Here is a 22,606-nt window from a genome sequence, read left to right as displayed (position 1 = left end):
GTGACGGCGCTGTGCCGGCGATCCGACGCCACTGTCTGCGCTTCCGGTGCTCACGGCCCGACGGCCGCTCCGCTCCGGTTCTCGACAGTAACGACGGGCGCTCCCGAAGAGGGAGCTCTCGCTCGGCACACCACCGTCACGCGCGATCTCGCCGCGAATAAGGAAGTAAGCAGTGGTTGAGCGGGTGGTGGCGACGGCGGAGGCGGTCGGGATGATCCGGCAGCTTGCAGCGCAACACGGGGCGCTCATGTTCCATCAGTCGGGCGGGTGTTGCGATGGGTCGTCGCCGATGTGCTACCCGGCCGGGGAGTTTCGGACCGGGGCGCAGGATGTCCATCTCGGGGCGATCGAGGGTGCCGAGGTCTATATCGGTGCAGCCCAGTATGCGCTGTGGTCGCATACCCAGTTGATCATCGACCTGGTGGCGGGGCGGGGCGGCGGGTTTTCGCTGGAGGCGCCGGAGGGTGTCCGGTTTCTTACCCGCAGCAGGGTGTTCACCGAGAGCGAGTTAGGCGAGCTTGGCCGGCTCTGCGTCGAGCCGCGCTGATCCTGCCGGATCGTCCGCCGGCCTTTCATAAGCCAGGGCGTTCATGCCGCGCAGGAATACCGCGACGGCCTTTCGGATGCGACGCTCGAGCAGTTCCATGGTGTCGTGGCGCGGCGCCTTCACGAGCTTGGCCAGCATCGGCTCCGCCACGGTCATGCCGAACAGCAGATTGGCGGCTTCGGACACATCCTCGACCCACAGCCTGCCGGCTGCCATCTCTTGGCCGATCCAGGCTTCCAGATCGTTCAGGTCGCGACTGAGCTCCAGGCGCTCGAACGCCGTCGCCAATTCCGGCAGGATCTGGCCGTCGATGATGATCAGGCGGACCAGCGCCACGCGGTCGGGATGCATCAGCATCGTCGCGATGGCGACGATCAGTCGTGCCAGCTGCTCTTCCTGGGTATCGCCACCCAGGTCTGGCGGTATCGGCAGCTGGTAGAACTGGGCCTCCAGCAACGCATCGAACAGTATGAGCTTGGACGGAAACACCTGGTAGAGCGTCTTCTTCGACATCCCGGCTGCCTCGGCGACCGCGGCCATGGTCGTGGCGACATAGCCGTTCTCCAGGAAGATGCGCGCAGCTGCTTCGAGAAGACGGGTTCGACGCACCTCGCCGGAGAGCGATGGGCGGCCGGCGCGCTGCGGTGCGGCCAGTCTGTTCGCGGATACGCCGTCCGCCGGATCGATGATCCCGTTGTTTCTTGAATGCCGTGTGCCCATGCAGCCGGATATAGAACCGTTGACGATGATCCGGAAACTGGTTAGTTTTCGAAATAGAAACCGCGCGGTTTCTAAATTATGCCTGTTTCCGGTTTTATGGATCTGGGCAAGGACCGTGAAAGACCGCCATGACCGTCACCCGTAGTGCCGCATGCTGCCTTGCTCTTCTGGTGGCGGTGCCGATGGCAGGATGCGGCAAGGCCGAGAAGCCCAAGCAGGCCAAGCAGGTGGTCACGGTCGATGTCGTCACCCTGCACACCGCGCCGGTGACGCTGACCACCGAGCTTCCCGGCCGACTGGCGGCGCACCGGATCGCGGAGGTGCGGCCGCAGGTGAATGGACTGGTGCTGAAGCGCATGTTCACCGAAGGCGACACGGTCAAAGCCGGCCAGCAGCTCTACCAGATCGATCCCAAGCCCTATCAGGCGAGCCTCGCGAGTGCTAAGGCGACCTTGGCCGGCGCCAAGGCGACCGTGGTGTCCGCGCAGATGACCGTCGATCGGTATAAGCCGCTGGCCCGGGCCTTCGCCGTCAGCAAGCAAGACCTCGACAACGCGGTGGCGACGCTCGGACAGGACCAGGCCAATATCGGTAGCGGCGAGGCGTCGGTCCAGACCGCGTCCATCAACCTCGCCTACACCCGCATGTATGCGCCCATCACCGGGCGTACCGGGCGGTCGAGCGTAACCGAGGGGGCGCTCGTCACGCAGAACCAGACGGACTCGCTGGTCACCATCACCGAGCTCGATCCGATCTATGTCGATGTGACCCAGGACAGCACGACGTTGCTGCGGCTGAAACGCGAACTGGCGGCGGGCCAGTTGAAGCGTGCCGGGGACGGCGCCGCCGAGGTCAGCCTGATCTTCGATGACGGCAGCCGCTACGAACATCCTGGCCGGCTGCTGTTCTCCGAGGTGAGCGTCGACCCGACCACCGGCTCCGTGACGCTGCGGGCCTTGTTCCCCAATGCCGAGGGGCTGCTGCTGCCGGGCATGTTCGTGCGCGAGCAGATCCAGGAGGGCGTTCGCCAGAACGGGCTGCTGGTCCCGCAACGCGGTATCACCCACAACCAGCATGGCGATGCGATCGCGATGGTCGTCGGCCAGGACGGGAAGGTGGCGCAGCGCAGCGTCACCACCGACCGCGCGATCGGCAACGACTGGCTCGTGTCGAAAGGCCTCGCCGACGGCGACCATGTGATCGTCGACGGGCTGCAGAACATTCATCCCGGCGATGCCGTGCAGACGCGCCAGGTGACGGTCGACGGCAGCGACCTGAAGCCGGTGCAGCCCGAACCTGGCGCGCCGGCCAAGACTCCGCCGCAAGCCCACTAGGACCATCGGCATGTCGCGCTTCTTCATCGACCGCCCGGTGTTTGCCTGGGTGCTGGCAATCATCATGATGATCGGCGGCGCCATCTCGATCACCAGCCTGCCGATCGCGCAGTATCCGTCGATCGCCCCGCCGGCGGTCTCGATTTCCGTCACCTACCCGGGCGCGTCCGCGGAAACGGTACAGTCGACGGTGGTGCAGGTGATCGAGCAGCAGCTCTCCGGCATCGACCATCTGCTCTACTTCTCGTCCGAGAGCGACAAGGACGGCTCGATCTCCATCACCCTGTCCTTCGATCAGGGCACCAATCCGGACATTGCCCAGGTGCAGGTGCAGAACAAGCTGCAACTGGCCCAGCCGCGCCTGCCGACGGTGGTGCAGCAGCAAGGTATCCGCGTTGCCAAGGCGACCAAGAACTTCCTGCTGATCGCAGGCTTCGTCTCGACCGACGGCAGCATGAACTCGGCCGACATCGCCAACTACATCGCCTCCGACATCCAGGATCCGATCAGCCGCACCGCGGGGGTCGGCGACTTCCAGCTGTTCGGCACCGAATACGCGATGCGGATCTGGCTCGATCCGGCCAAGCTCAACAACTACGCGATGACGCCGGCGGACGTCGCCCTGGCGATCCAGGGGCAGAACGTGCAGGTGGCGGCCGGCGAGCTCGGCGGTCTGCCGGCGCTCGATACGCAACAGCTCAACGCCACCATCATCGGGCCGTCCTACCTGAACACGCCCGAACAGTTCGGCAAGATCCTGCTGAAGGTGACGACCTCCGGCGCGCAGGTACATGTCAGCGACGTGGCACGCGTCGAGTTCGGCGCCGAGCAGTATTCCATCAGCACGCTCTACAACAACAAGCCGGCCTCCGGCATCGCGGTGAAACTGGCGAGCGGTGCGAACGCGCTCGACACTGTGACCGCGGTCAAGCAGACGATCGAGCGGCTGCGCCCGAACTTCCCGAACGGGCTCGACGTGGTCTATCCGTACGACACCTCGCCGTTCGTGCGGCTGTCGATCCATGACGTGGTCGAGACGCTGTTCATCGCGATCATCCTCGTCTTCATCATCATGTTCATCTTCCTGCAGAGCTTCCGCGCGACGCTGATCCCGACCATCGCGGTACCGGTGGTGCTGCTCGGAACCTGTGGCGTGCTGGGCCTGGCCGGCTACTCGATCAACAGCCTGACCATGTTCGGCATGGTCCTGGCGATCGGACTGCTGGTCGATGACGCTATCGTCGTGGTGGAGAATGTCGAGCGCGTGCTCGAGGAAGACGAGAGCCTGACGCCGAAGCAGGCGACACGCATCTCGATGGACCAGATCACCGGCGCGCTGGTCGGTATCGCCATGGTTCTGTCGGCGGTGTTCCTGCCGATGTCGTTCTTCGGCGGCTCCACAGGTGTGATCTACCGGCAGTTCTCGATCACCATCGTCTCTTCGATGACCCTGTCGGTGGCGACGGCGCTGATCCTCACGCCGGCCTTGTGTGCCACGATCCTGCGCCGTCCGAAAAAGGATGCCAAGCAGAAGGGCGTGTTCGGCTGGTTCAACCGCGGCTTCAGCCGGATGACGGGCTTCTATATCGGTGCCGTCGGCTGGATGCTGCGGTTCCGCTGGATCTCCATGCTGGCCTTTGCAGGCATCGTCGCCCTGATGGCCGTGCTGTTCCTGCGCATTCCTGGCGGCTTCCTGCCGGAAGAGGACCAGGGCGTCATGTTCGTGCAGATCACCACCCCGCCGGGTGCGACCGCGAACCGGACCCAGAAGGTTCTCGACGATGTCACCAACTACCTGCTGAAGGACGAGGGCGCCTACGTAAACGGCGTGTTCGAGGTCAACGGCTTCGGCTTTGCCGGGCGCGGCCAGACCTCGGCACTCGCCTTCGTGAACCTCAAGCCGTTCGGGGACCGCAAGACCAAGGCCGGCACCGTGCAGGCGGTCGCCGCCCGGGCGATGCAGCACTTTGCGGGAATTCGTGACGCGCAGGTGTTTGCCTTCACGCCGCCGGCGGTGCTGGAACTCGGCAATGCAACGGGCTTCGATTTCGAGCTGAAGGACAACGCCAATCTCGGCCATGACGCGCTGCTCGCCGCGCGCAACCAGCTGCTCGGCATGGCGGCGCAGGACAAGACGCTGATGGGTGTGCGGCCGAACGGGCTGAACGACGAGCCGCAATATCGCATCACCATCGATCGAGAGAAGGCGGCGGCGCTTGGCATCACGCTGGCGGACATCAATGCCTCGCTCGGCTCCGCCTGGGGCTCCTCCTACGTCAACGACTTCCTCGACGAGGGACGGGTCAAGCGGGTCTATATCCAGGGCACCGCCGCGTCCCGGATGCTGCCCGGCGACTTCGACCATTGGTATGTCCGCAACACCGCGGCGACGAGTGCCGCGTCCGGCACGGTGCTCGGCAGCCAGCAGCAGATGGTGCCGTTCTCGAGCTTCGCGAAGGGCGAGTGGATCTACGGCTCGCCGAAGCTCGAACGCTATAACGGGGTATCGTCGGTGGAAATCCTCGGCTCCCCGGCTCCCGGCCAGAGCAGCGGCGCCGCCATGGCGACGATGCAGAAACTGGCCGCCAAGCTTCCGGCCGGGTTCGGTTACGAATGGACCGGCCTGTCCTTTGAGGAGCAGAAGGCAGGCTCGCAGACGACCAAGCTGTATGCGTTATCGCTGGTCGTGGTGTTCCTGTGCCTGGCAGCGCTCTACGAAAGCTGGTCGATCCCGACAGCGGTAATTTTGGTCGTGCCACTGGGTATCGTCGGGGTGGTGATCGGCACGTCGCTGCGCGGCTTGTCGAACGACGTGTATTTCCAGGTCGGGCTGCTCACCACGATCGGGCTCGCTGCCAAGAACGCGATCCTGATCGTCGAATTTGCCAAGGCCAACTTCGATAGCGGGGAGTCTCTGCTCGACGCTGCGGTCAATGCGGCGCGCCAGCGTCTGCGGCCGATCCTGATGACGTCGCTCGCCTTCATCCTGGGCGTGCTGCCGCTGGCGATCTCGACCGGCGCCGGCTCGGGCTCGCAGAATGCGATCGGCACCGCGGTGGTGAGCGGCATGCTGTCGGCGACCTTCCTCGCCATCTTTTTCGTGCCGCTGTTCTTCGTGCTGATCCTGAGCCTGTTCCGCGTGAAGCCGGGTACGCCCGGCGAGGATCGCGACGAGAAGCCTGCGACGGTCCCGGAGCCTGCACGATGATCCGCCCCGGAGCCCGTTTCCCGGCCGCGACCGCGACCATGCTCCTGCTTGCGGGCTGCACCCTGGCGCCGGCCTATCATGAGCCGTCGCTGCCGACGGCACCGACCTTTCCTGCGAACGCCGCCTATCATCCAAAGACCGTGGCGCCGCAACCGGCCCTCGTCGTTTCGGCCGATGCGTTGGGGTGGCACGACTTCTTCATCGATCCGAGGCTGCGGCGCCTGATCGAGATCGCGCTGCGCTCCAACCGCGACCTTCGTACGGCGGTGCTCGATATCGCCCAGTCGCAGGCGCAGTATCGCGTCCAGCGTTCCGACCTCTTCCCGAGCATCGGCCTGACCGGGGCCGCCCAGTATCAGGGTCTCAGCAACAGCGGTCTTGTCGGCACCAGTTCCGGGGGCAGCGCTAGCACCGGGGCCACGTCATCCACCGGCACCGGCACCGGCACCGGCACCGGCACCAGCACGTCCGCCTCCACCGGCACCTCGACCAGCGCGACCTCGACCGGCCAGGGCGGCGGCACCTATCGCTACTTTAGTGCCGGCGTCGGCTTCTCGTCCTACGAGGTCGACCTGTTCGGGCGGCTTCGTTCGCTCACCCGGCAGGCATTCGAGAACTACCTAGCGCAGCGGGAGAACCGGCGCGCCGTCCAGTTGACCGTGGTCGGGCAGGTCGCCACCGACTACATCGCCCTGCTGGCCGATCAGGCGCTGCTCAAGGTGACCGCCGACACTCTGCATACGCAGCAGGAAACCGAGCGGCTGACCCAGGCCGAGTTCGATCACGGCGCCACGACGCTGCTGACCTTGCGACAGGTGCAGACATCGGTGGCGACGGCGCAGGCCAACCTAGCGCAATACACGCGTCAGGCCGCGCAGGACGAGAACGCCCTGGTGCTGGTGGTCGGTGAGCCGCTGCCGGCAGACCTGCCGCCGCCGAACCCGCTCGGCGCACAGACCCTGACGCTCGATATTCCAGCCGGCCTGCCGTCCGACCTCCTGACGCGACGTCCCGACATCATGCAGGCCGAGCACACGTTGCGGGGTGCCTATGCCGATATCGGTGCTGCACGCGCTGCGTTCTTCCCGCAGATTACCCTGACCGCGTCGGACGGGTTGCAGAGCCTGAAGCTCAGCCACCTGTTTACCGGGGGCGCCACGACCTGGAGCTTCGCGCCGCAGATCACCGTGCCGATCTTCACCTGGGGTCAGAACCGCGCCAACCTCGACCTTGCGAAAATCGAACGCGACCTCGATGTCGTCGCCTATGAGCAGGCGATCCAGACGGCGTTCCGTGAAGTGTCCGATGCACTCGTCGCCCGCGCGACCTATCTCGACCAGACGCGTGCGCAGCAGGCTCAGGTCGATGAATCGAGCGACTATTACCGGCTTGCCAACATGCGGTTCCAGGCCGGCGTCGATACCTACCTGACGGCGCTGGATGCCGAGCGTACCCTGTATGCAGCACAGCAGATGCTGATCACCGTGAGGGAAGCCCAGTTGCAGAACCTCGTGACGCTGTATCGCGTTTTGGGCGGCGGGCTGAAGCCGGAATAATCCTGCTCCGTTGCCACGGAACGCCTCGCCATCCTGCAGGCTGGCATCCCGCGGTGACCGGATGCCAGCCTGAACGGATCCTGGACGTCGTCAGCCGGCGAGCATGCCGCCATCGACAGCGAAGGACTGGCCGGTAATGAAGGCCGCCTTATCGGAAGCCAGGAACAGGATCGTTTGCGCGATCTCCTCGACGGTGCCGATCCGTTTGAGAGGAAGCATCGCCGCGAAACCCGCTTTTGCATCGGCGCTGTGCCCGGTGAAGCGATCCAGCATTTCAGTCTGGACTGGACCGGGTGCGACCGCATTGACGCGCACACCGAACGCGGCTGCCTCGAGTGCCGCCGACCTGGTCAGGCCTTCGACCGCGTGCTTGCTTGCGGTATAGACCGAGGCGTTCGCGAAGCCGGCCTTGCCGGTGACCGAGGACAGGTTGACGATATTGCCGCTGCCCTGCGGCTGCATGATGCGCAACTGGTGCTTCATGCTGAGCAGCACGCCCAGGACATTGGTGTCGAACGTTGCGTGGTAGCTTTCCGCGGTCTGATCAACCACCGGACCAGGCACGCCTTCGGTGCCGGCATTGTTTACCGCCACGTCGAGACGACCGAAGCGGGCAACGGTCTGGTCGACCAGCTTGCGCACATCGTCCTCGTGACGGACGTCGGCGCGGATGAACTCTGCCTCGACACCGAGGTCGCGAAGTTCAGACGCCAGTGCGTGCCCGGCCTCTTCGCGGCGGCCGGACACCACCAGACGTGCACCGTCACGTGCGAAGGCGAGCGCGGTGGCGCGGCCGATCCCGGCCAGTGCGCCGGTGATCAGAACGGTCTGTTTGGTCATCGCGAACATCCTTCAGGAATTGCTTCGGCAGTCACGCCGTATCGCCTTAACCAATATGGACGTCCGTATTGAAGTGTCAACGTCCTGGAAGACGAAGCACCCGGCTGAACAGGATTTCCTCGAACCGGTCGAACGGGGATGTACTGTGCTGCGCTTTTGCCAGCAGCATGGCGCCCTGTAGCGAGCCGACGATGAAGCCGGCCACCTGGTCGCAGTCGAGGTCGGGCGGAACCTCGCCTGCCGTGACTGCAGCACGCAGGCAGGCTGCGAAAGCACCTTCGAACTCTGCGAAGATTTCGCCGATGCGGACCCGGATCGCCGGGCTGCGCTCACTCGTTTCGGCGCTAAAATTACCAAGCAGACAGCCGTTCCATCTATCATTCCGACTGTGGTTGTCGCGGTTCAATTGGAAATAGGTGCGCAGGCGCTGCAGCGGCGATATCTCTTCGCGGCCCAGGCTCTCGTCGAGCGCAGCCTGAGCTGCTGCAAAATAGAGATCGATGATCTCCAGGCCGAATGCTTCTTTCGATACGAAATGGTTCGTGAACGAGCCTTGTGGAACACCGGCCGCCTGGACGATGTCGCGTACGCTGGAGCCGCCGAAACCATGCTCGTGTACCACGCGCATGCCTTCGGTAAGGATTTTCTGGCGGTTAGAGGGCTTGCTCATAAGTTACTATGTTCGTCCATATTACTCTATCAGCGCCAGTGGTTCGTCATGGTTCCGGGAAACGATTCATAGCGTCTGCGAATGACGATCTCGGCATCAAGCCTTCAGCTCTGTTCGGCAACCCTGATTGTCCAGTCGTCGAGAACATCGCGCAACGTCTGCTCCCAGGCGATTTCCTGGGTCCATCCAAGCAGGTCGCGCAGGCGGCTGGAGTTACCGACGGCGAGCGGGATGTCGGTCTGGCGGGCACGGGCCGCTTCGGCTTCGACAGTGACCGCGACACCGGAGATCGCCAGCAACCCTTGCAGCACATCGCCGATCCGGCGCGCTGTACCGGATGCGATGTTCAGGATGATCCCGGGTTCCATTCTGTCGCCGTGCTTCAGGCAAAGCGCGTAGGCACGGCAGACATCACGCACATCCAGGAAGTCCCGGAACGCGGCGAGGTTGCCGGTACGCAGCACCGGTTCCTGCCGCCCGGCACAGATCAGCGCGATCTGCCGTGCGAAGGCGGGAATGGCGAAATCCGGCGCCTGGCCTGGACCGGTATGATTGAACGGACGCAGCCGAATGGCGCGGAAACCCTCGGCCGCCATGGCGCCCAGCGCCAGGTCGGCGGCGGCCTTGGTGGCGCCGTAGGTGTTCATCGGCGAGAGCGGCAGGTCCTCGTCGAGCGCGCGGCCAAGCTGGAACGAGGCGCCGTACGCGTCCGCACTGGAGACGAACAGGAACGGCGCATCCGGCCGTTCGTCCCGGAATACCCGTGCCAGGTTCAGGGTGCCGTGCAGGTTCACCGACCAGGCGCGGTCCGGCTCGGCGCGGGCGATCGGGATCGCCGCGATCGCCGCAAGGTGCAGGCATGCATCAGGGCGCAGATCGACGACCGCGTTTCGCACCGCAGCCGCGTCGGTGATGTCGCACGGAAGCGGCAAGAGTTGTGCGTCGGGCAGCAACTCGTCGATGGCGTACGGAAGGTGTCGTCCCACGAACCCGGACAGTCCGGTAACCAGAATCCGTCGCCCACTCATGGCGCTTCCCCTCTCAGGCGATAGCGCTGCGGGCCGTGGCTCGATGACGGGCGAGATCCGCCTCGACCATCTCGGCGATCATGACTTCCAGGGTGGTGGTGGCCTGCCAGCCGAGCTTTGCCTTGGCCTTCGAGGCATCGCCCAGCAGCACGTCCACTTCCGCCGGCCGGATCAGGTCGGAGCGGGTGACCACATGATCCTGGTAGTTCAGCCCGGCATGCGAGAAGGCGATGCGGCACAACTCGCGGATCGAGGTGGTGCGGCCGGTGGCGACCACGTAGTCGTCGGCGACGTCCTGCTGCAGCATCAGCCACATGGCTTCCACGTAGTCGCGCGCATGGCCCCAGTCGCGGGTGGCATCGAGGTTGCCGAGCGGCAGCTGCGTGGCCAGCCCGAGCTTGATCCGCGCCACGCCGTCGGTGACCTTGCGGGTCACGAACTCGATGCCGCGCAGCGGGCTCTCATGGTTGAACAGGATGCCCGACGAGGCGTGCAGGCCGAAGCTCTCGCGGTAGTTTACCGTCATCCAGTGCGCGTAGAGCTTGGCAACGGCATAGGGCGAGCGCGGATAGAACGGCGTGCGCTCGCTCTGCACCTTCTCCTGGATCAGGCCATACATCTCCGACGAGGAGGCCTGGTAGAAACGGGCCTGGGGCCGGGCGATCCGCACGGCTTCGAGCAGGTTGGCAGCGCCGATGCCGGTCGCCAGCCCGGTCAGCAACGGCTGCTGCCAGGAGGCGGCGACGAAGCTCTGGGCAGCCAGGTTGTAGACCTCGTCCGGCTCGACCGAGTTGACGATGCGGATCAGGCTGGACAGGTCGAGCAGGTCGCCATCGACCAGCTCGATCCGGTCGAGCACGCCGAGCCAGCGCAGGCGCGCGCTGACCATGTCGGCAGACGCCGATCGTCGGGCCATGCCGACGACGCGGTAGCCTTTCTCGAGCAGAAGGGCGGCGAGGTAGGCGCCATCCTGGCCCGTGATTCCGGTAACGAGGGCAGTGCGCATAGTGAATCCCGGCTTCATTTCGATCAGATCAAGCGGTTAGCGCAAACGATCGTCAGCGTCCAGGCACGCCCGGTGCTGTCGGGTTCAGGCGGCGGGGGCGTCCCAGGTCATGATCTGGAATGGACGCTGGTCGGGCTTTCCGCGCGTCTGCGGGTCGGAGCCGACCAGCACGATCGCCCGTCGCACGAAGCGCCGTCCGGTCGCGTCCTTCGCTTCGGATATGACCGACACGACGCTTTCGTCGCGGTTGTTGCCCTGCTGGTTCGAGCCGGCGATCGCGTTCTGGCGCGCGGTGTCGCCGGTGCCGGCCGCGATCGCCATCGCCTGTTGCACAACCGGATCGGCGGATGCCGGTTCCGGGTCGTTATCGCGATAGAGTGAAAGATGCGGCGCGAGCCGGGCCAGCAGGCTGGGCGTGATGCCCGCCACCAGCCCGACTTCGGGGATGGACTCGAACGGCGCGCCGGGCGGCAGGTAGTCCCGGCCATCGCCATGCTCGGCCGCGCCCTGGGCGCCGGCGAACCGCCAGACGATCATCCGCGTGGCGGTGGCCAGTGCCGTGCGGCTATCGAGGCCCAGCGCCTGGAACAGTCCCGCCAGCAGGTCCTGCGAAGCCCGGTTCGGGTTCACCTTGCCGGCTTCGGTGTCGATGCGCATCGTCAGCACGGTGTCGCCGCGCTTGATCACGTGAACGGCGCCGTCCGCCGGCCAGTGCGCCTTCGAGCCGTCGAGCAGATGGAATACCGCTTCCTCGACACCGCCATCCGCTTCGGCACGAAGCTGGGCGTTGCGCTTGAGGTCGGCCGCCTGCCTGGTCCGGCCACTGCCGGATGCCGCGATGGTCGAGACCAGCAGCGAAATCAGCACCAGCGTCCACAGCACGATCAGCAACGCGAACCCGGGATCGCGGAGGTCCCGGGCGACGAGGCGGTGCCGGTTGCCGATCAGTTGTCGAGGCCGGTGCGTCGCCGCACCCGCTGCTGCGGATCGGCGCTGCCGGTCTGGCGCATCGGCGTCAGCTCGTCAGGCACCGCGGCGGCGTTGATCAGCGTGTCGCGCAGATCCTCGGTCAGCGCCTGGGCATCGCGCTGGTCGTGCATGACGTGCGGAGTGATCAGGATGAGCAGCTCGGTGCGCGCCCGCACATTGTTCTGGCTCCCGCCGAGCAGGCCGAGGATCGGAATGTCCTTGAGCCAGGGAATGCCGCTGTTGCCGCGGCTGCTCTGGTCGGTGATCAGCCCGGCCAAACCGACCGTCTGGCCGTCCTGGATGACGACACGCGACACCACCGACTGGTCGTTGAAGGTCGGATTGGTCGTAGCGGTGCCGTTCACCGCGACAGAGCTCACCTCCTGCGAGATATCGAGCGTCACCAGGCCGCCATTATTGACCCGGGGCGTGACCTGCATGATCACGCCGGTCGGCTGGTAGGTGAACTGGTTGAACACCGAGGTGCCGATGGTGCTCGAATTCGAGCCGGTCTGGATCGGTACGAGCTGCCCGACCTGCAGCCGGGCCGGCTGGTTGTCGAGCACGAGCAGTTCCGGCGAGGACAGCACATGCACGGTGGTGACGGCCTGCAGCGCGTTGATCGCGAAGGGCGCCCCGCCATTGCCGGTGCCGCCGATGATGAAGCCGGGCAGGGTGCTGCTCAAGGCTCCCGCGGTCAGGGCGCCGGTAATGCTCGTGCCGGACGCGGCTCCGGTGTTCAGCACGCCGTTGATGCCGCCCGACTTGAAGAAGAACTGGGTGCCGTATTGCAGCGAGTCGTTGAGCTGGACTTCGGCGATGACGGCGTCGATCCGTACCTGCAGCGGCAGGATGTCGACCTTGCGCAGCATGTGGTTGACCGTGTCGTTCTCCTGGTCGGTGGCATAGACCAGGATCGCGTTGTTCTGCGGGTTGGAGATGATCTTCATCGTCCGTGCCTCGGCACCGCCGCCGCCGGAACTGTCGAGGCCTCCCAGCAGCGGATTGGCGCCGGCGGTCTGGCCACCGCCGGTCGGTCCGGAGCTTCCCGTGTTTCCGGACGGGCTGCCGCTGCTCGATCCAAGTCCCGATCCGAGCCCACCGCCCGATCCGGAGCCGCCCGAGCTGGAACCGAGGCTGCCGCTGGAACCGAGGCCACCACTGGATCCGAGCCCGCCGCTCGATCCGCCGCTCGAGCCCAGGCCGCCCGAGCTGGATCCGCCACTCTGGCCGTTCGAGCCGGGAATGTTCGGTTGCAGCGTCGGCGTCGGCTGCGCCGTCACGTCGTTCGGCGTGAAGGCCTGCTGCAGCACGTAGGCCGCGTCGTTGGCGTGGCTGTTCTGCAGGTAATAGACGTGCCAGGACCGGACCGTGGTGCGCCGGGTCCGCTCGATGAGCATGAACAGCCGCCGCGCGTCGTTGACGTAGTTCGCGTCGTTGGCCACCACCAGGACCGCGTCGACACGGGTCATCGGGATGACCCGGACCACCTGCGAAAGCGAACCACCGCGTCCGCGCAGCGCTTCCTGCAGCGAGGTGGCAATATCCTTCGCATCCCCGGAATCGACCGGCAGCAACGCGTAGGACTGGCCGGCCAGCGCATCGATGTCGAAGGCCTGGATCAGGTTCACCAGAGTGTTGCGGACGGTCGGGTCCCCGCTGATCAGCAGCGCATTGGACCCTGCGACCGGCGTGATGCGGGAGCCGGCCTGAACGAACGGCTGCAACGCCTTGGCGAGATCCTCGGCACCCGCGAAGCGCAGCGGCACCATCGCACTGCCGGCAAGGGCGGCGCCTTCGGCCAACGCCTGCGAGCCGCTACCGCCGCCGCCGCCCGGCGGACCACCGGCAGGCTGTCCGCCGCCGGTGGTGGCGACGATCCGATAGATGCCGCCGGACTGGTAGAGCGTCCCGCCGACCTGCGACAGCAGCACCTGCAGCGTCGGCACGAGCTGGCTGATGTCGAGCGGCGTGGAGGTGTGCAGCGTCACCGTTCCCTTGACCGCCGGATCGATCGTGTAATTTGCATGCAGCAGGCCGCCGAGGATCTGCGCGGCTACGTCGCGGATGTCGGTATCGCTGAAGTTGAGCGTGATCGACCCCGCACCGGTCGGCCCGGTGCCGCGACTGACGGTCGGTTGGTGGTTGCGGCCGTAGCTGATCTGGGGCGCCTGCACCCGATCGATCGCGCCGATATCGCCGTCGGTCCGTGGCTGGGCGGCATTGATGCTGGACTGCAGCGGCCGCAACGGCCTGATCACCGGCTGCTCGACCCGATTGCAGCCGGACAGGATCAGGCCCGCCGTGGCGAGAAGTGCCGTGAGCCTGGAGACGGGCATGGATCGCATCGGGGACAGACGTGGCATCGGGCTATCTGACGAAGCGATCAAGGCGGTGATTCCTGGTCGCCGATAGGACCCCGGTTGGGTGGAGTCCGTGGCAGCTGCAATGATGTTGGCAAATGCGGCATCGACGCGTTCGCCGGTCCGATCTGGAGCGACCGGTTGCGCAGAAGATCCAGGATCGACGGATGCGTCGGAAGTGTCGGCGTTCCAGCGGCCGAACCATCGTTATCGGCGGGGGCCGTGGAGTCACGCGATGGGGTGAGCGTACGAAGCCCCTCGGGACCGATCACCTGCACGGTGGTCTCGTTGATCGCCCGGATCTGCCACGCACCTGCCTGTTGCCCGACCTCGGCGACGATACCGCGGGCGTCTCCCTCGCCTGCAAAGATCGCGCGGCGTCCGGACGGGCCCATGACGATCCCTGCAAGACGCGGCTGCTGCGGGCCTGCGGCTACGGTCGCGGCCGGACGGCGGGACGGGCTGAACAACGGACGAGCGAGCACGGTCTTGGTCCAGTCCTGCACGACGAGCGGGGTTGGCGAGGAACCGGCAGTCGCATCCGGGCCGGCCGCCCGGGCTGCGGTCGCGACATGGTCTGATGGGTGGGCCAGGCTGATCTCCCGAGCGACGCCGGAGTGATATTCAAGAGCCAGCAACCCCACAAGCACGCATGCGCATCCGGAGGCCAGCCATAACAGCGGCCGCGGTCGTACCTGGCGGGGGACCGGGGCGCTCATGGCGACTGGTCGTCCGGCGCGCCGGCACCTGCAGCAGTGGGCGCATCCGGCTTGCCGGAGCGGAATGCCATGACGGTCAGGGCGCCTTCCAGCGGTGTCGAGGCCTGCAACAGGATCCGCGAACCGTGCAACTGCAGGTCGTCGATCAGCATCGACGGTGACGCCTGCTCGATCGCCGCGATCAGCCGCACCATCACCTCGAACGTGGCGCTGACCGAGATCCGCACACCGACCCGCCGGTAGGCGCCCGCCTGGCTCGCCGGCAGGCTTTCGGTGCTGGAGAGGGTGGCGCCGAGTGAAGCGGCCATCTGCTGCACCTTCTCCTGCAAGGCCGCCGCCGCGACCGCATCGCTGCTCCCCTCGATCAGCGCCACCGGGCCGGTGCGTGCGGCGCTGGACGCGGCAGCCTGGCGCAGGGCGGGCAGGTCGGCTGCCAGGGTCTGCATGTGGGCCACCAGGGCACGGCGGCCGGCGATGGCCTGGGCGCGGTCCTGGTACCAGTCGATCAACGGACTGCCGACCGCCTCCCACAGCAGCAGGAGGATGATGGCGGCGATGCCGAGCGCCAGGGCCCGTCCCGCACGGCCTTCGGGCAGGGAACCGGCACGTGTGCCGAGGGAGCGCTGGGAAGTGGCCATCAGCGGGTGACACCGGCGCGGATCGAGAACAGGTCGGTGTTCTGGCCTTCGATCCGGGTGACCGGAGCGGCGAAGGCCGGGGCGGAGAATGCGGAATCGCTGCTGATCGCCGGTATCAGCTTGGCGGCGCCCGGCGACTGGCCGCTGATCGTCAGCACGCCCTGGCGCAGGGTGAAGTCAGAGAGATAGCTGTCATCGGGCAATACCCGCGTCACCGCGGCCATCACACCCAGCGCATCGCCCAGGCGACGGCGTTCGGTACTGACCAGATCGCCGCCGGCGGTGCTGCCGGCGATCCGGCGACGCAGCGCTTGCACCGCGTCGACCCGGGGCTGCAGCCCGGCGACCTGTCGATCCAGCTTATGTGCGGCCACCGACTGCAGGATGAACGGCAGCACGATCGCCAGCAGTGCGAGCATCGCGCAGCATCCGCCGGCCATCAGCAGCAGGCGGCGCTCCTGTCGTGCCGAGGCCGGCCGCTCATGGGCGAGCGGAATGCGTAGCGGCCGGGCCGACCCGGGCGAGGCCCCGCGGATCTCGATCGCCCGCGGGCCGGCCCCCGCACTGCGCAACGTTTCGAGCAGCGGCAGCAGCGGCGCCTTGGGCACGAGCGAAAGACGCAGCTGCATCCGGCCCGCCTCGCGGTCGCGTCGCAGCACGGCCCAGGAAAAGAAGATGTCGTCGGCGGCGAACGGGGTCAGCCGGTCCATTTCGTAGGCCAGCACCCGATCGAGCCCGGCCTCTGCGGCAAGCGGCAACGTCACGTCGCGCTGCAGCGCGGTTCCCGCCGGCAGCCGTAGCAGCACCATGCCGCCGGCTCCATTGGCCCCGGCGGCGGACAGGGCTGTCCGCAGGCCGGCATCGTCATCCGCATCCAGCGTCCCGTCTGGATCGGTCGCGACGCCGGTGTCCTGCGTATCGCCGAAGCCGTTACGGCGCAGCGGTACATCGCCCAGCACCGTCTCCTCGCCGGCCTGGCGACGGACCAGACGGATGCCGTCGCCGCGCGGATAGGGCTCGACCAGCAATGCGCCCACGGCGGACGGGTCCGGACGCGCAAAGCGCGCCGGTACCAGCTCGAGCATCTGGCGCGACCACCAGGTCAGAACATCCGCAATCATCGGGACCAACGATAGATCAAGCTCGTCCCGGTTGAAATCCGCTTACGCGGCCCCGGCGGGGCCAAATATGCCATTTGCCGGTTCAACGACTTCGGCGACCGATCTGCCGGCCGAGTGCGTTCAAGCCGACACCGGCCAACCCCTGCCGCCACCGGACGACTTCATGCCCGGCAGGCATGAAGTCCGGACAAGGCATGGCGACCCGGTCATCCACAGAGTGTTCATCCAAGATTAACAACAATTCCAGTTCACCGATATGGGTTCGATCCTATATCGTAACAAATATTAGATGAACGATCAGTCAACACACGGGCGATTCTCGGACTTCTTCCAGAGCATGTTGTTGAATGCACCGTCGATGTTGCATGCAGACGTACATGCCGAACTGTCGAGAGGTCCGTAGGAGTTCATTTGTTCGTCAACGAATTTGGTCGAGACTCGTGTCGATGTCCAAGGATGGCCCGTTCATGAACTGGCCGGATCTACACCGTGGGAATAATTTTGGCAGGCGTTGCGACCACGAGTCAGCAAGGATCGCTGCGCGAGACACGACGGGTCATCGGCTCAATTGCCTGGTTGCTCACGCACAGGAGCGGCGACGATATCTGGCCAGTGGCGGGGGTCGCCGTCCGGGAACACGATGCGGATGCGGATCAGCGCCGGCGGTGCCGGTTGCCGCCACCGCGTATGCCAGCCGCCCTCCGCGAAGTAGCTGATGTCGATCCGGTCCACTCCGGTCATCAGCACGTCATCGTGCGGTTTGGGGGCGGGACCGGTCGGGATCACATGGCGGTACGGTGACCAGGTCAGGATCAGGCGGTGACCGGAATCCACCGACAACCGCAAATTCAGCAGACCGTCGGTCTGGGGATCGCCGGGCTTGCTTGAGCCGGCGAGGCGCAGCGGGCTCCGGAACACCAGCACGTGCTGCCCGCCGGCAACGGTGTCGCCGTCGGTCGACGTGCCCGGGTCGAGCTGCTCGATCAGGCGGCGCAATGTCCGGTCGACGGCTTCCAGCCGGCCACCGGTCTGGATCATCCGGTCCTGTCGATCGAACGCGGCGAGCCCGAACTGCACGCCGCGTGTCAGCGTCGACAGCAGGATGCCGAGCACCACCAGGGCCACGATGATCTCGAGCAGGGTGAAGCCGGCATCTCCGGCCGCCCGGGCGCGCACCCTCACGGACCGGCACCCTGAAGCTGGCCGAGCCGCTCGGTGCGGAGCGTGACGGACCGGGTATGATCGCCCGCCGCCGCCTCGTCGGGCCAGGATTCCGTGACCTGGACAGCATACAGGGCCGCCCGCGGCTGCTTGCCGCCGGAATCGCCCCCGCCATTGCCGAACCCGCCATTCGACCCGTCGCTCGAACCGATGGTAGCGGATTGCAGCAGCACGATGCGAAGGCTCCAATGGAAGCCGCTTCCGTCCTCGCCTTCCTGGGTCGATGGCCCCAGGGCCACGCCATGCCCGATGGTGGCGAGGTGCGACTGGGCGCGCGACATCGCCTCCTGGGTGCGATCGGCGATGCGTGTCGAGCGGATACCCTCGACGGCGCCTTCGAACAGGACGCCGAGTGCCAGCGCCGCGATCACGAACGCGACCAGCACCTCCAGCAGCGTGAAGCCGGAATCGCCGGAACCGCCTGCGCGTGGCTCGGTGCAGCCGGGCTGCGATCGGGTTTCGGGGATCAGCATCGGCGCCATCATCGTCCAGGTGACATATCCTTCATAGGCTGGCGGCTTTGCGACAAGGCCCCGGGCCCCTAATCTTGTGGATCGATACTCCCGGATCCCGCCTGGACCGGACGGACCAGACAGAGACGGAGATCCAGATGCGTGACCGGATGACGACCAGGCCGTTGATCACCGGACTCATGCTGGCTGCGATCGGCGGTCCGGCGCTGGCCGCGGGCCCGGTGTTGCCGGGAGCCCCGGACCCCAAGCCGATGCTGCCGGCGGCGGCTCCCACACCACACGCGACCGCACCCGATTCAGCCGTAAGGGCCACGCTCTCGAACGGCCTGCGGGTGGTGATCGTGCAGGACCGGCTGGCGCCCGTGGTGACCACCGAGATCAACTACCTGGCCGGCTCGAACGATGCGCCCGCGGGCTTTCCGGGCACCGCGCATGCCACCGAGCACATGATGTTCCGTGGCAGCGACGGCCTCGACAAGGACCAGCTTTCGGAGCTCGGCGCCAAGCTCGGCGGCGAGTACAATGCCGACACCACCGAGACCGTCACCCAGTATTACTACACCGCCCCGGCGGACGATCTTGCCGTGGTGCTGCGGATCGAGGCGTTGCGCATGAACCGGCTCAGCCTGAAACAGGCGGACTGGGACAAGGAGCGCGGCGCGATCGAGCAGGAGGTGTCCCGCGACCTGTCGAGCCCGGCCTACAACTACCTGTCGCAACTGCAGGCGACGATGTTCGCCGGCACGCCGTACGAGCACGACGCGCTCGGCACCCGCCCCTCGTTCGACAAGACCGATGCCAAGCTGCTGCGGGATTTCTGGTCGCGCTGGTATGCCCCCAACAACGCCATCCTGGTGATCGCCGGCGACGTCGATCCGGACAAGGCGCTGGCCAACGTGAAGGCCGCGTTCGGCGACATCCCGGCGAAAGTCCTGCCGGTCCGCAAGGATTTCAGCCTCGGTGCGGTCAAGCCGCAGACCCTGTCGCTGCCGACCGACTACCCGATCGGGCTGGCGACGCTGGCCTACCGGATGCCCGGTTCGAAATCGCCCGATTTCGCGGCGGCCGACATCCTCGGCGACGTGCTGTCGAGCGAGCGCGGCGCTCTGTATGCGCTGGTGCCGTCCGGCGAGGCGCTGGCGGCGCAGTTCCTGTATCGGCCGAAGCCCGATGTCGGCTTCGGCGTGGCGCTGGGCGCGTTCCCCAAGGGTGGCGACGGCGAAAAGCTGCTCGGCCGGATCCGCGGGATCATCGCCGACATTGCCCATAACGGCGTGCCGCCCGAGCTGGTCGAGGCGGCGCGCCGTCGCGAGCTGGCCCAGCTCAGCAACCGTAACGACAGTATCAGCGGGCTGGCGCAGAGCTGGTCCAACGCCCTGGCCTTCCAGGGCCTGAGCTCGCCGGACGCGGTGGCCGCCGCCTACAAGGCGGTGACGGTCGCCGACGTGAACCGCATCGCGGCGACGGTGTTCGATCCGGCGCACGTCGTAACCGCGATGCTGACGCCGCAGGATTCCGGCAAGCCGATTGCCGGCAAGGGGTTCGGTGGCGCGGAATCCTTCGCATCCGCACCGGACAAGCCTGTGCCGCTGCCGGACTGGGCGAGCACCGCACTGGCCACGCTACATCTGCCCGAGCCATCGCCGGTGCCGGTCGTCAGCATCCTGCCGAACGGGCTGCGCCTCATCGTGCAGCAGCAGCACGTCACCAACACCGTCTCGCTGTATGGCCGGATCCGCCAGGTGGCCGACATGCAGGAGCCGAAGGGACAGGAGGGCGTTTCCAGCCTGGTCGAGCGGATGTTCGACTATGGGTCGGAGAGCAAGGACCGGCTCGCGTTCCAGAAGGCGCTGGACGACATCGCCGCCGACGAGGATGCCGGCAGCAGCTTCTCGCTCAAGGTCCTGTCCCGCCAGTTCGACGCTGGCCTGGCCCTGCTCGCGGACAACGAACTGCATCCGGTGTTCCCGGCCGACGCCTTCAAGGTGGTGCAGCTCCAGACTGCGGCTGGGCTGGCCGGCCTGCTCGGATCGCCGAACTATCTGTTCCAGCGCGCCACCACCCGGGCCGTGGTACCCGCCGGCGACCCGGCGCTCCGTGAAGCGACGCCCCAGACCGTGATGGCCCTGACCGAGGCGGACGCAAAGGCGTTCTATGCCGCCGCCTACCGGCCCGATCTCACCACCATCGTCATTGTCGGCGACATCACCCCGGAGCATGCACGATCGGCGATCGAACAGGCGTTCGGAGGCTGGAAGGCAGTCGGTCCGACGCCGGCGATCGACATGCCGGCGATCCCGCTGAATGTCGCGTCCAGGTCCTACGTGCCCGACCGCAGCAGCCTGCAATCCAATATCGTGCTCAAGGAAGCACTCGGGCTGAAGGTCACCGATCCGGACCATTTCACCCTCTCGCTGGGCAACGAGATCCTCGGTAGCGGCTTCTCGTCGCGGCTGTATCGGGATCTCCGGGTCAAGAGCGGCTATGTGTACAGTGTCAGCAGTTCGCTGGGCTGGTCACGCACACGGAGCGAATACACGGTCTCCTATGGTGCCGACGCCCAGAACATCGGCAAGGCGCGAGACCTGGTGATCCACGATCTCGAGGCTGTGCAGCAGCAGCCGGTGACGGACGGCGAACTGACCCGGGCCAAGGCGTCATTGTTGCGACAGTTGCCGATGGGCCGCGCCAGCTTCGACGCGATCGCCTACGAGGATCTGCACCTGGTCGATCTGGGCCTGCCGCTGGACCAGCCGGATGTGGCGGCCAGGCACTACTTCAATACGACAGCCGCCCAGGTCCAGGCAGCCTTCAAGGCCTGGTTGCGTCCGAAGGACCTGGTCGAAGTGGTGCAGGGTCCGCCGACTGGCGGCTGAGCCCCTGCACCATAGAGTTACGAAGGATCAGGCCTCGACCAGGGTCTGATCGCTCACAACGCTGTTCGACACCGACCCGGTCGCTTCGGCCGGGCTCATGCCCGGCATCACCGGCAGGGTGGCTTCGATGCGGGTGAATGTGGCCAATGCCTGGGCCACGATCTGGTCCATGTTGTAGTAGCGATAGGTCGCGAGCCGACCGACGAACCATACGTCCTGCGTCGCATCGGCCAGCTTCTGGTAGCGCTTGTAGGTCGCCTGGCTCTCCGCCTGCGGCACCGGGTAATAGGGTTCGCCTTCCGCGGCTGGATACTCGTACATGATGCTGGTGCGGTCGTGCGTTTGACCGGTCAGGTGCTTGTACTCGGTGATCCGCGTGTAGTCCTCGTCCTGCGGGTAGTTCACGGTCCCGACCGGCTGGATGAATTCGACATCGCGGGTTTCATGAACGAAGCGCAGCGACCGATATGGAAGCTTGCCTTCGGAAAAGCCAAAAAACTCGTCAACCGGACCAGTCCAGATCAGGCGGGCGCCTGGAACCTTGGCCACCACGTCTTCATAGGAAGTGCCCGTGCAGATGGTGATGTTCGGGTGATCGAGCATGCGCTCGAACATTTTCGTATAGCCGTGCAGCGGCATGAACTGATGACGATCCGTGAAATAGCGATCTTCATTATCCAGCCTGACCGGAATCCGTGCGGTCACGCTCGCATCGAGCTCCGACGGATCGAGACCCCATTGCTTTCTGCTGTAGCAACGGAAGATCTTCTCGTACAGATCGCGGCCGACCTGGGAGACCACGACATCCTCGGCGGTCTTGATATCGGCAACCGGTTCCGCACGCTCCGCCAGCCATCCCGGAAGTTCGTCGGATGTCAGCTTCAGATCATACAAAGTATTGACGGTGTCGAGATTGATCGGGATCGGAACCAGTTTCGCATCGACACGGCCCTGCACGCGATGCTCGTAGAAGCGCCATTCGGTAAAGCGCGACAGGTAATCGAACACCATCGTCGAATTGGTGTGAAAGATGTGAGGCCCGTACTCATGTACCAGCAGTCCGGCTTCATCGACGCGGTCATACGCATTGCCCGCTATGTGGGGACGCTTATCGATGATCATCACGCGCTGGCCATGCGCGGCAAGGCGTTCGGCCAGAATCGAGCCTGCAAAGCCCGCACCGACGATAAGCCAGTCATAGTCACACGCAGACATGTTCGCCCGCGTCGATATTCCGTCCATTACCACCCTTTCTGAATTATGATGTTATTGAGCATCTTCTTCTCAAGTCGCCACATTGGGTTGCGTGGCGACAGA

General features: G+C 65.9%; 18 protein-coding genes. 5 read left to right on the top strand and 13 right to left on the bottom strand.

Annotated features, from left to right (window positions below):
- Positions 1–172 precede the first annotated feature (172 nt).
- A complete protein-coding gene (locus tag HN018_RS20340; RefSeq protein WP_239478863.1) occupies positions 173–547 on the top strand; it encodes a DUF779 domain-containing protein in 375 nt (124 codons plus the stop codon).
- On the opposite strand, the gene HN018_RS20335 is transcribed toward HN018_RS20340, so the two are convergent.
- A complete protein-coding gene (locus HN018_RS20335) occupies positions 509–1,267 on the bottom strand; it encodes a TetR/AcrR family transcriptional regulator (RefSeq protein WP_171833756.1) in 759 nt (252 codons plus the stop codon). The two genes, HN018_RS20340 and HN018_RS20335, sit on opposite strands and share 39 nt — an antisense overlap.
- 128 nt (positions 1,268–1,395) lie before the next feature.
- Here HN018_RS20335 and HN018_RS20330 point away from each other — a divergent pair, with 128 nt between their 5' ends.
- From HN018_RS20330 to HN018_RS20320, 3 genes are read left to right on the top strand one after another with little or no spacing between them, the layout of a single operon-like run.
- A complete protein-coding gene (locus tag HN018_RS20330; RefSeq protein WP_171833755.1) occupies positions 1,396–2,601 on the top strand; it encodes an efflux RND transporter periplasmic adaptor subunit in 1,206 nt (401 codons plus the stop codon).
- A 4-nt stretch (positions 2,602–2,605) separates the two neighbouring features.
- On the top strand, positions 2,606–5,809 hold the full coding sequence (locus HN018_RS20325; RefSeq protein WP_456307028.1) for an efflux RND transporter permease subunit: 3,204 nt from the start codon (positions 2,606–2,608) through the stop codon (positions 5,807–5,809).
- Complete coding sequence (locus HN018_RS20320) at positions 5,806–7,365, top strand: efflux transporter outer membrane subunit (protein WP_171833753.1); 1,560 nt, start codon at positions 5,806–5,808, stop codon at positions 7,363–7,365. Before HN018_RS20325 ends, HN018_RS20320 begins: the two co-directional genes overlap by 4 nt.
- 90 nt (positions 7,366–7,455) lie before the next feature.
- On the opposite strand, the gene HN018_RS20315 is transcribed toward HN018_RS20320, so the two are convergent.
- The 11 genes from HN018_RS20315 to HN018_RS20265 form a co-directional block, all read right to left on the bottom strand.
- A complete protein-coding gene (locus HN018_RS20315; RefSeq protein WP_171833752.1) occupies positions 7,456–8,205 on the bottom strand; it encodes an SDR family NAD(P)-dependent oxidoreductase in 750 nt (249 codons plus the stop codon).
- Between the two features lie 76 nt (positions 8,206–8,281).
- Positions 8,282–8,875 carry a TetR/AcrR family transcriptional regulator gene (locus HN018_RS20310; protein WP_171833751.1) on the bottom strand — a complete coding sequence of 198 codons (594 nt, stop codon included), beginning with the start codon at positions 8,873–8,875 and terminating at the stop codon, positions 8,282–8,284.
- A gap of 104 nt (positions 8,876–8,979) precedes the next feature.
- Positions 8,980–9,903 carry an NAD-dependent epimerase/dehydratase family protein gene (locus HN018_RS20305; RefSeq protein WP_171833750.1) on the bottom strand — a complete coding sequence of 308 codons (924 nt, stop codon included), beginning with the start codon at positions 9,901–9,903 and terminating at the stop codon, positions 8,980–8,982.
- 13 nt (positions 9,904–9,916) lie between these two features.
- Positions 9,917–10,909, bottom strand: coding sequence for a GDP-mannose 4,6-dehydratase (locus HN018_RS20300; protein ID WP_171833749.1), 993 nt, complete (start codon positions 10,907–10,909; stop codon positions 9,917–9,919).
- An 84-nt stretch (positions 10,910–10,993) separates the two neighbouring features.
- Positions 10,994–11,791 carry a type II secretion system protein GspK gene (locus tag HN018_RS20295; protein WP_239479351.1) on the bottom strand — a complete coding sequence of 266 codons (798 nt, stop codon included), beginning with the start codon at positions 11,789–11,791 and terminating at the stop codon, positions 10,994–10,996.
- A gap of 62 nt (positions 11,792–11,853) precedes the next feature.
- On the bottom strand, positions 11,854–14,217 hold the full coding sequence (gspD, locus tag HN018_RS20290; RefSeq protein ID WP_239478862.1) for a type II secretion system secretin GspD: 2,364 nt from the start codon (positions 14,215–14,217) through the stop codon (positions 11,854–11,856).
- Between the two features lie 47 nt (positions 14,218–14,264).
- Positions 14,265–14,960: a hypothetical protein gene (locus HN018_RS20285; RefSeq protein ID WP_172443501.1), complete on the bottom strand. Its 696-nt coding sequence runs from the start codon at positions 14,958–14,960 to the stop codon at positions 14,265–14,267.
- On the bottom strand, positions 14,957–15,598 hold the full coding sequence (gene gspM / locus HN018_RS20280) for a type II secretion system protein GspM (RefSeq protein WP_171833746.1): 642 nt from the start codon (positions 15,596–15,598) through the stop codon (positions 14,957–14,959). Before gspM ends, HN018_RS20285 begins: the two co-directional genes overlap by 4 nt.
- A complete protein-coding gene (locus HN018_RS20275) occupies positions 15,598–16,719 on the bottom strand; it encodes a PilN domain-containing protein (RefSeq protein WP_171833745.1) in 1,122 nt (373 codons plus the stop codon). Before HN018_RS20275 ends, gspM begins: the two co-directional genes overlap by 1 nt.
- Positions 16,720–17,283: 564 nt before the next feature.
- A complete protein-coding gene (locus tag HN018_RS20270) occupies positions 17,284–17,901 on the bottom strand; it encodes a prepilin-type N-terminal cleavage/methylation domain-containing protein (protein ID WP_171833744.1) in 618 nt (205 codons plus the stop codon).
- On the bottom strand, positions 17,898–18,413 hold the full coding sequence (locus HN018_RS20265) for a type IV pilus modification PilV family protein (RefSeq protein WP_171833743.1): 516 nt from the start codon (positions 18,411–18,413) through the stop codon (positions 17,898–17,900). Before HN018_RS20265 ends, HN018_RS20270 begins: the two co-directional genes overlap by 4 nt.
- A 137-nt stretch (positions 18,414–18,550) precedes the next feature.
- On the opposite strand from HN018_RS20265, the gene HN018_RS20260 reads away from it, so the two are divergent.
- Complete coding sequence (locus tag HN018_RS20260; protein ID WP_171833742.1) at positions 18,551–21,289, top strand: M16 family metallopeptidase; 2,739 nt, start codon at positions 18,551–18,553, stop codon at positions 21,287–21,289.
- Positions 21,290–21,316: 27 nt separating this feature from the next.
- On the opposite strand, the gene glf is transcribed toward HN018_RS20260, so the two are convergent.
- Complete coding sequence (gene glf / locus HN018_RS20255) at positions 21,317–22,504, bottom strand: UDP-galactopyranose mutase (RefSeq protein WP_171833741.1); 1,188 nt, start codon at positions 22,502–22,504, stop codon at positions 21,317–21,319.
- Between the last annotated feature and the right edge of the window lie 102 nt (positions 22,505–22,606).

Origin of the sequence: Lichenicola cladoniae (assembly GCF_013201075.1) — a bacterium.
Taxonomy (GTDB): Bacteria; Pseudomonadota; Alphaproteobacteria; order Acetobacterales; family Acetobacteraceae; genus Lichenicola; species Lichenicola cladoniae.
The sequence above is the reverse complement of the archived record's forward strand: the minus strand, read 5'-3'. Positions and strand labels throughout refer to the sequence as shown.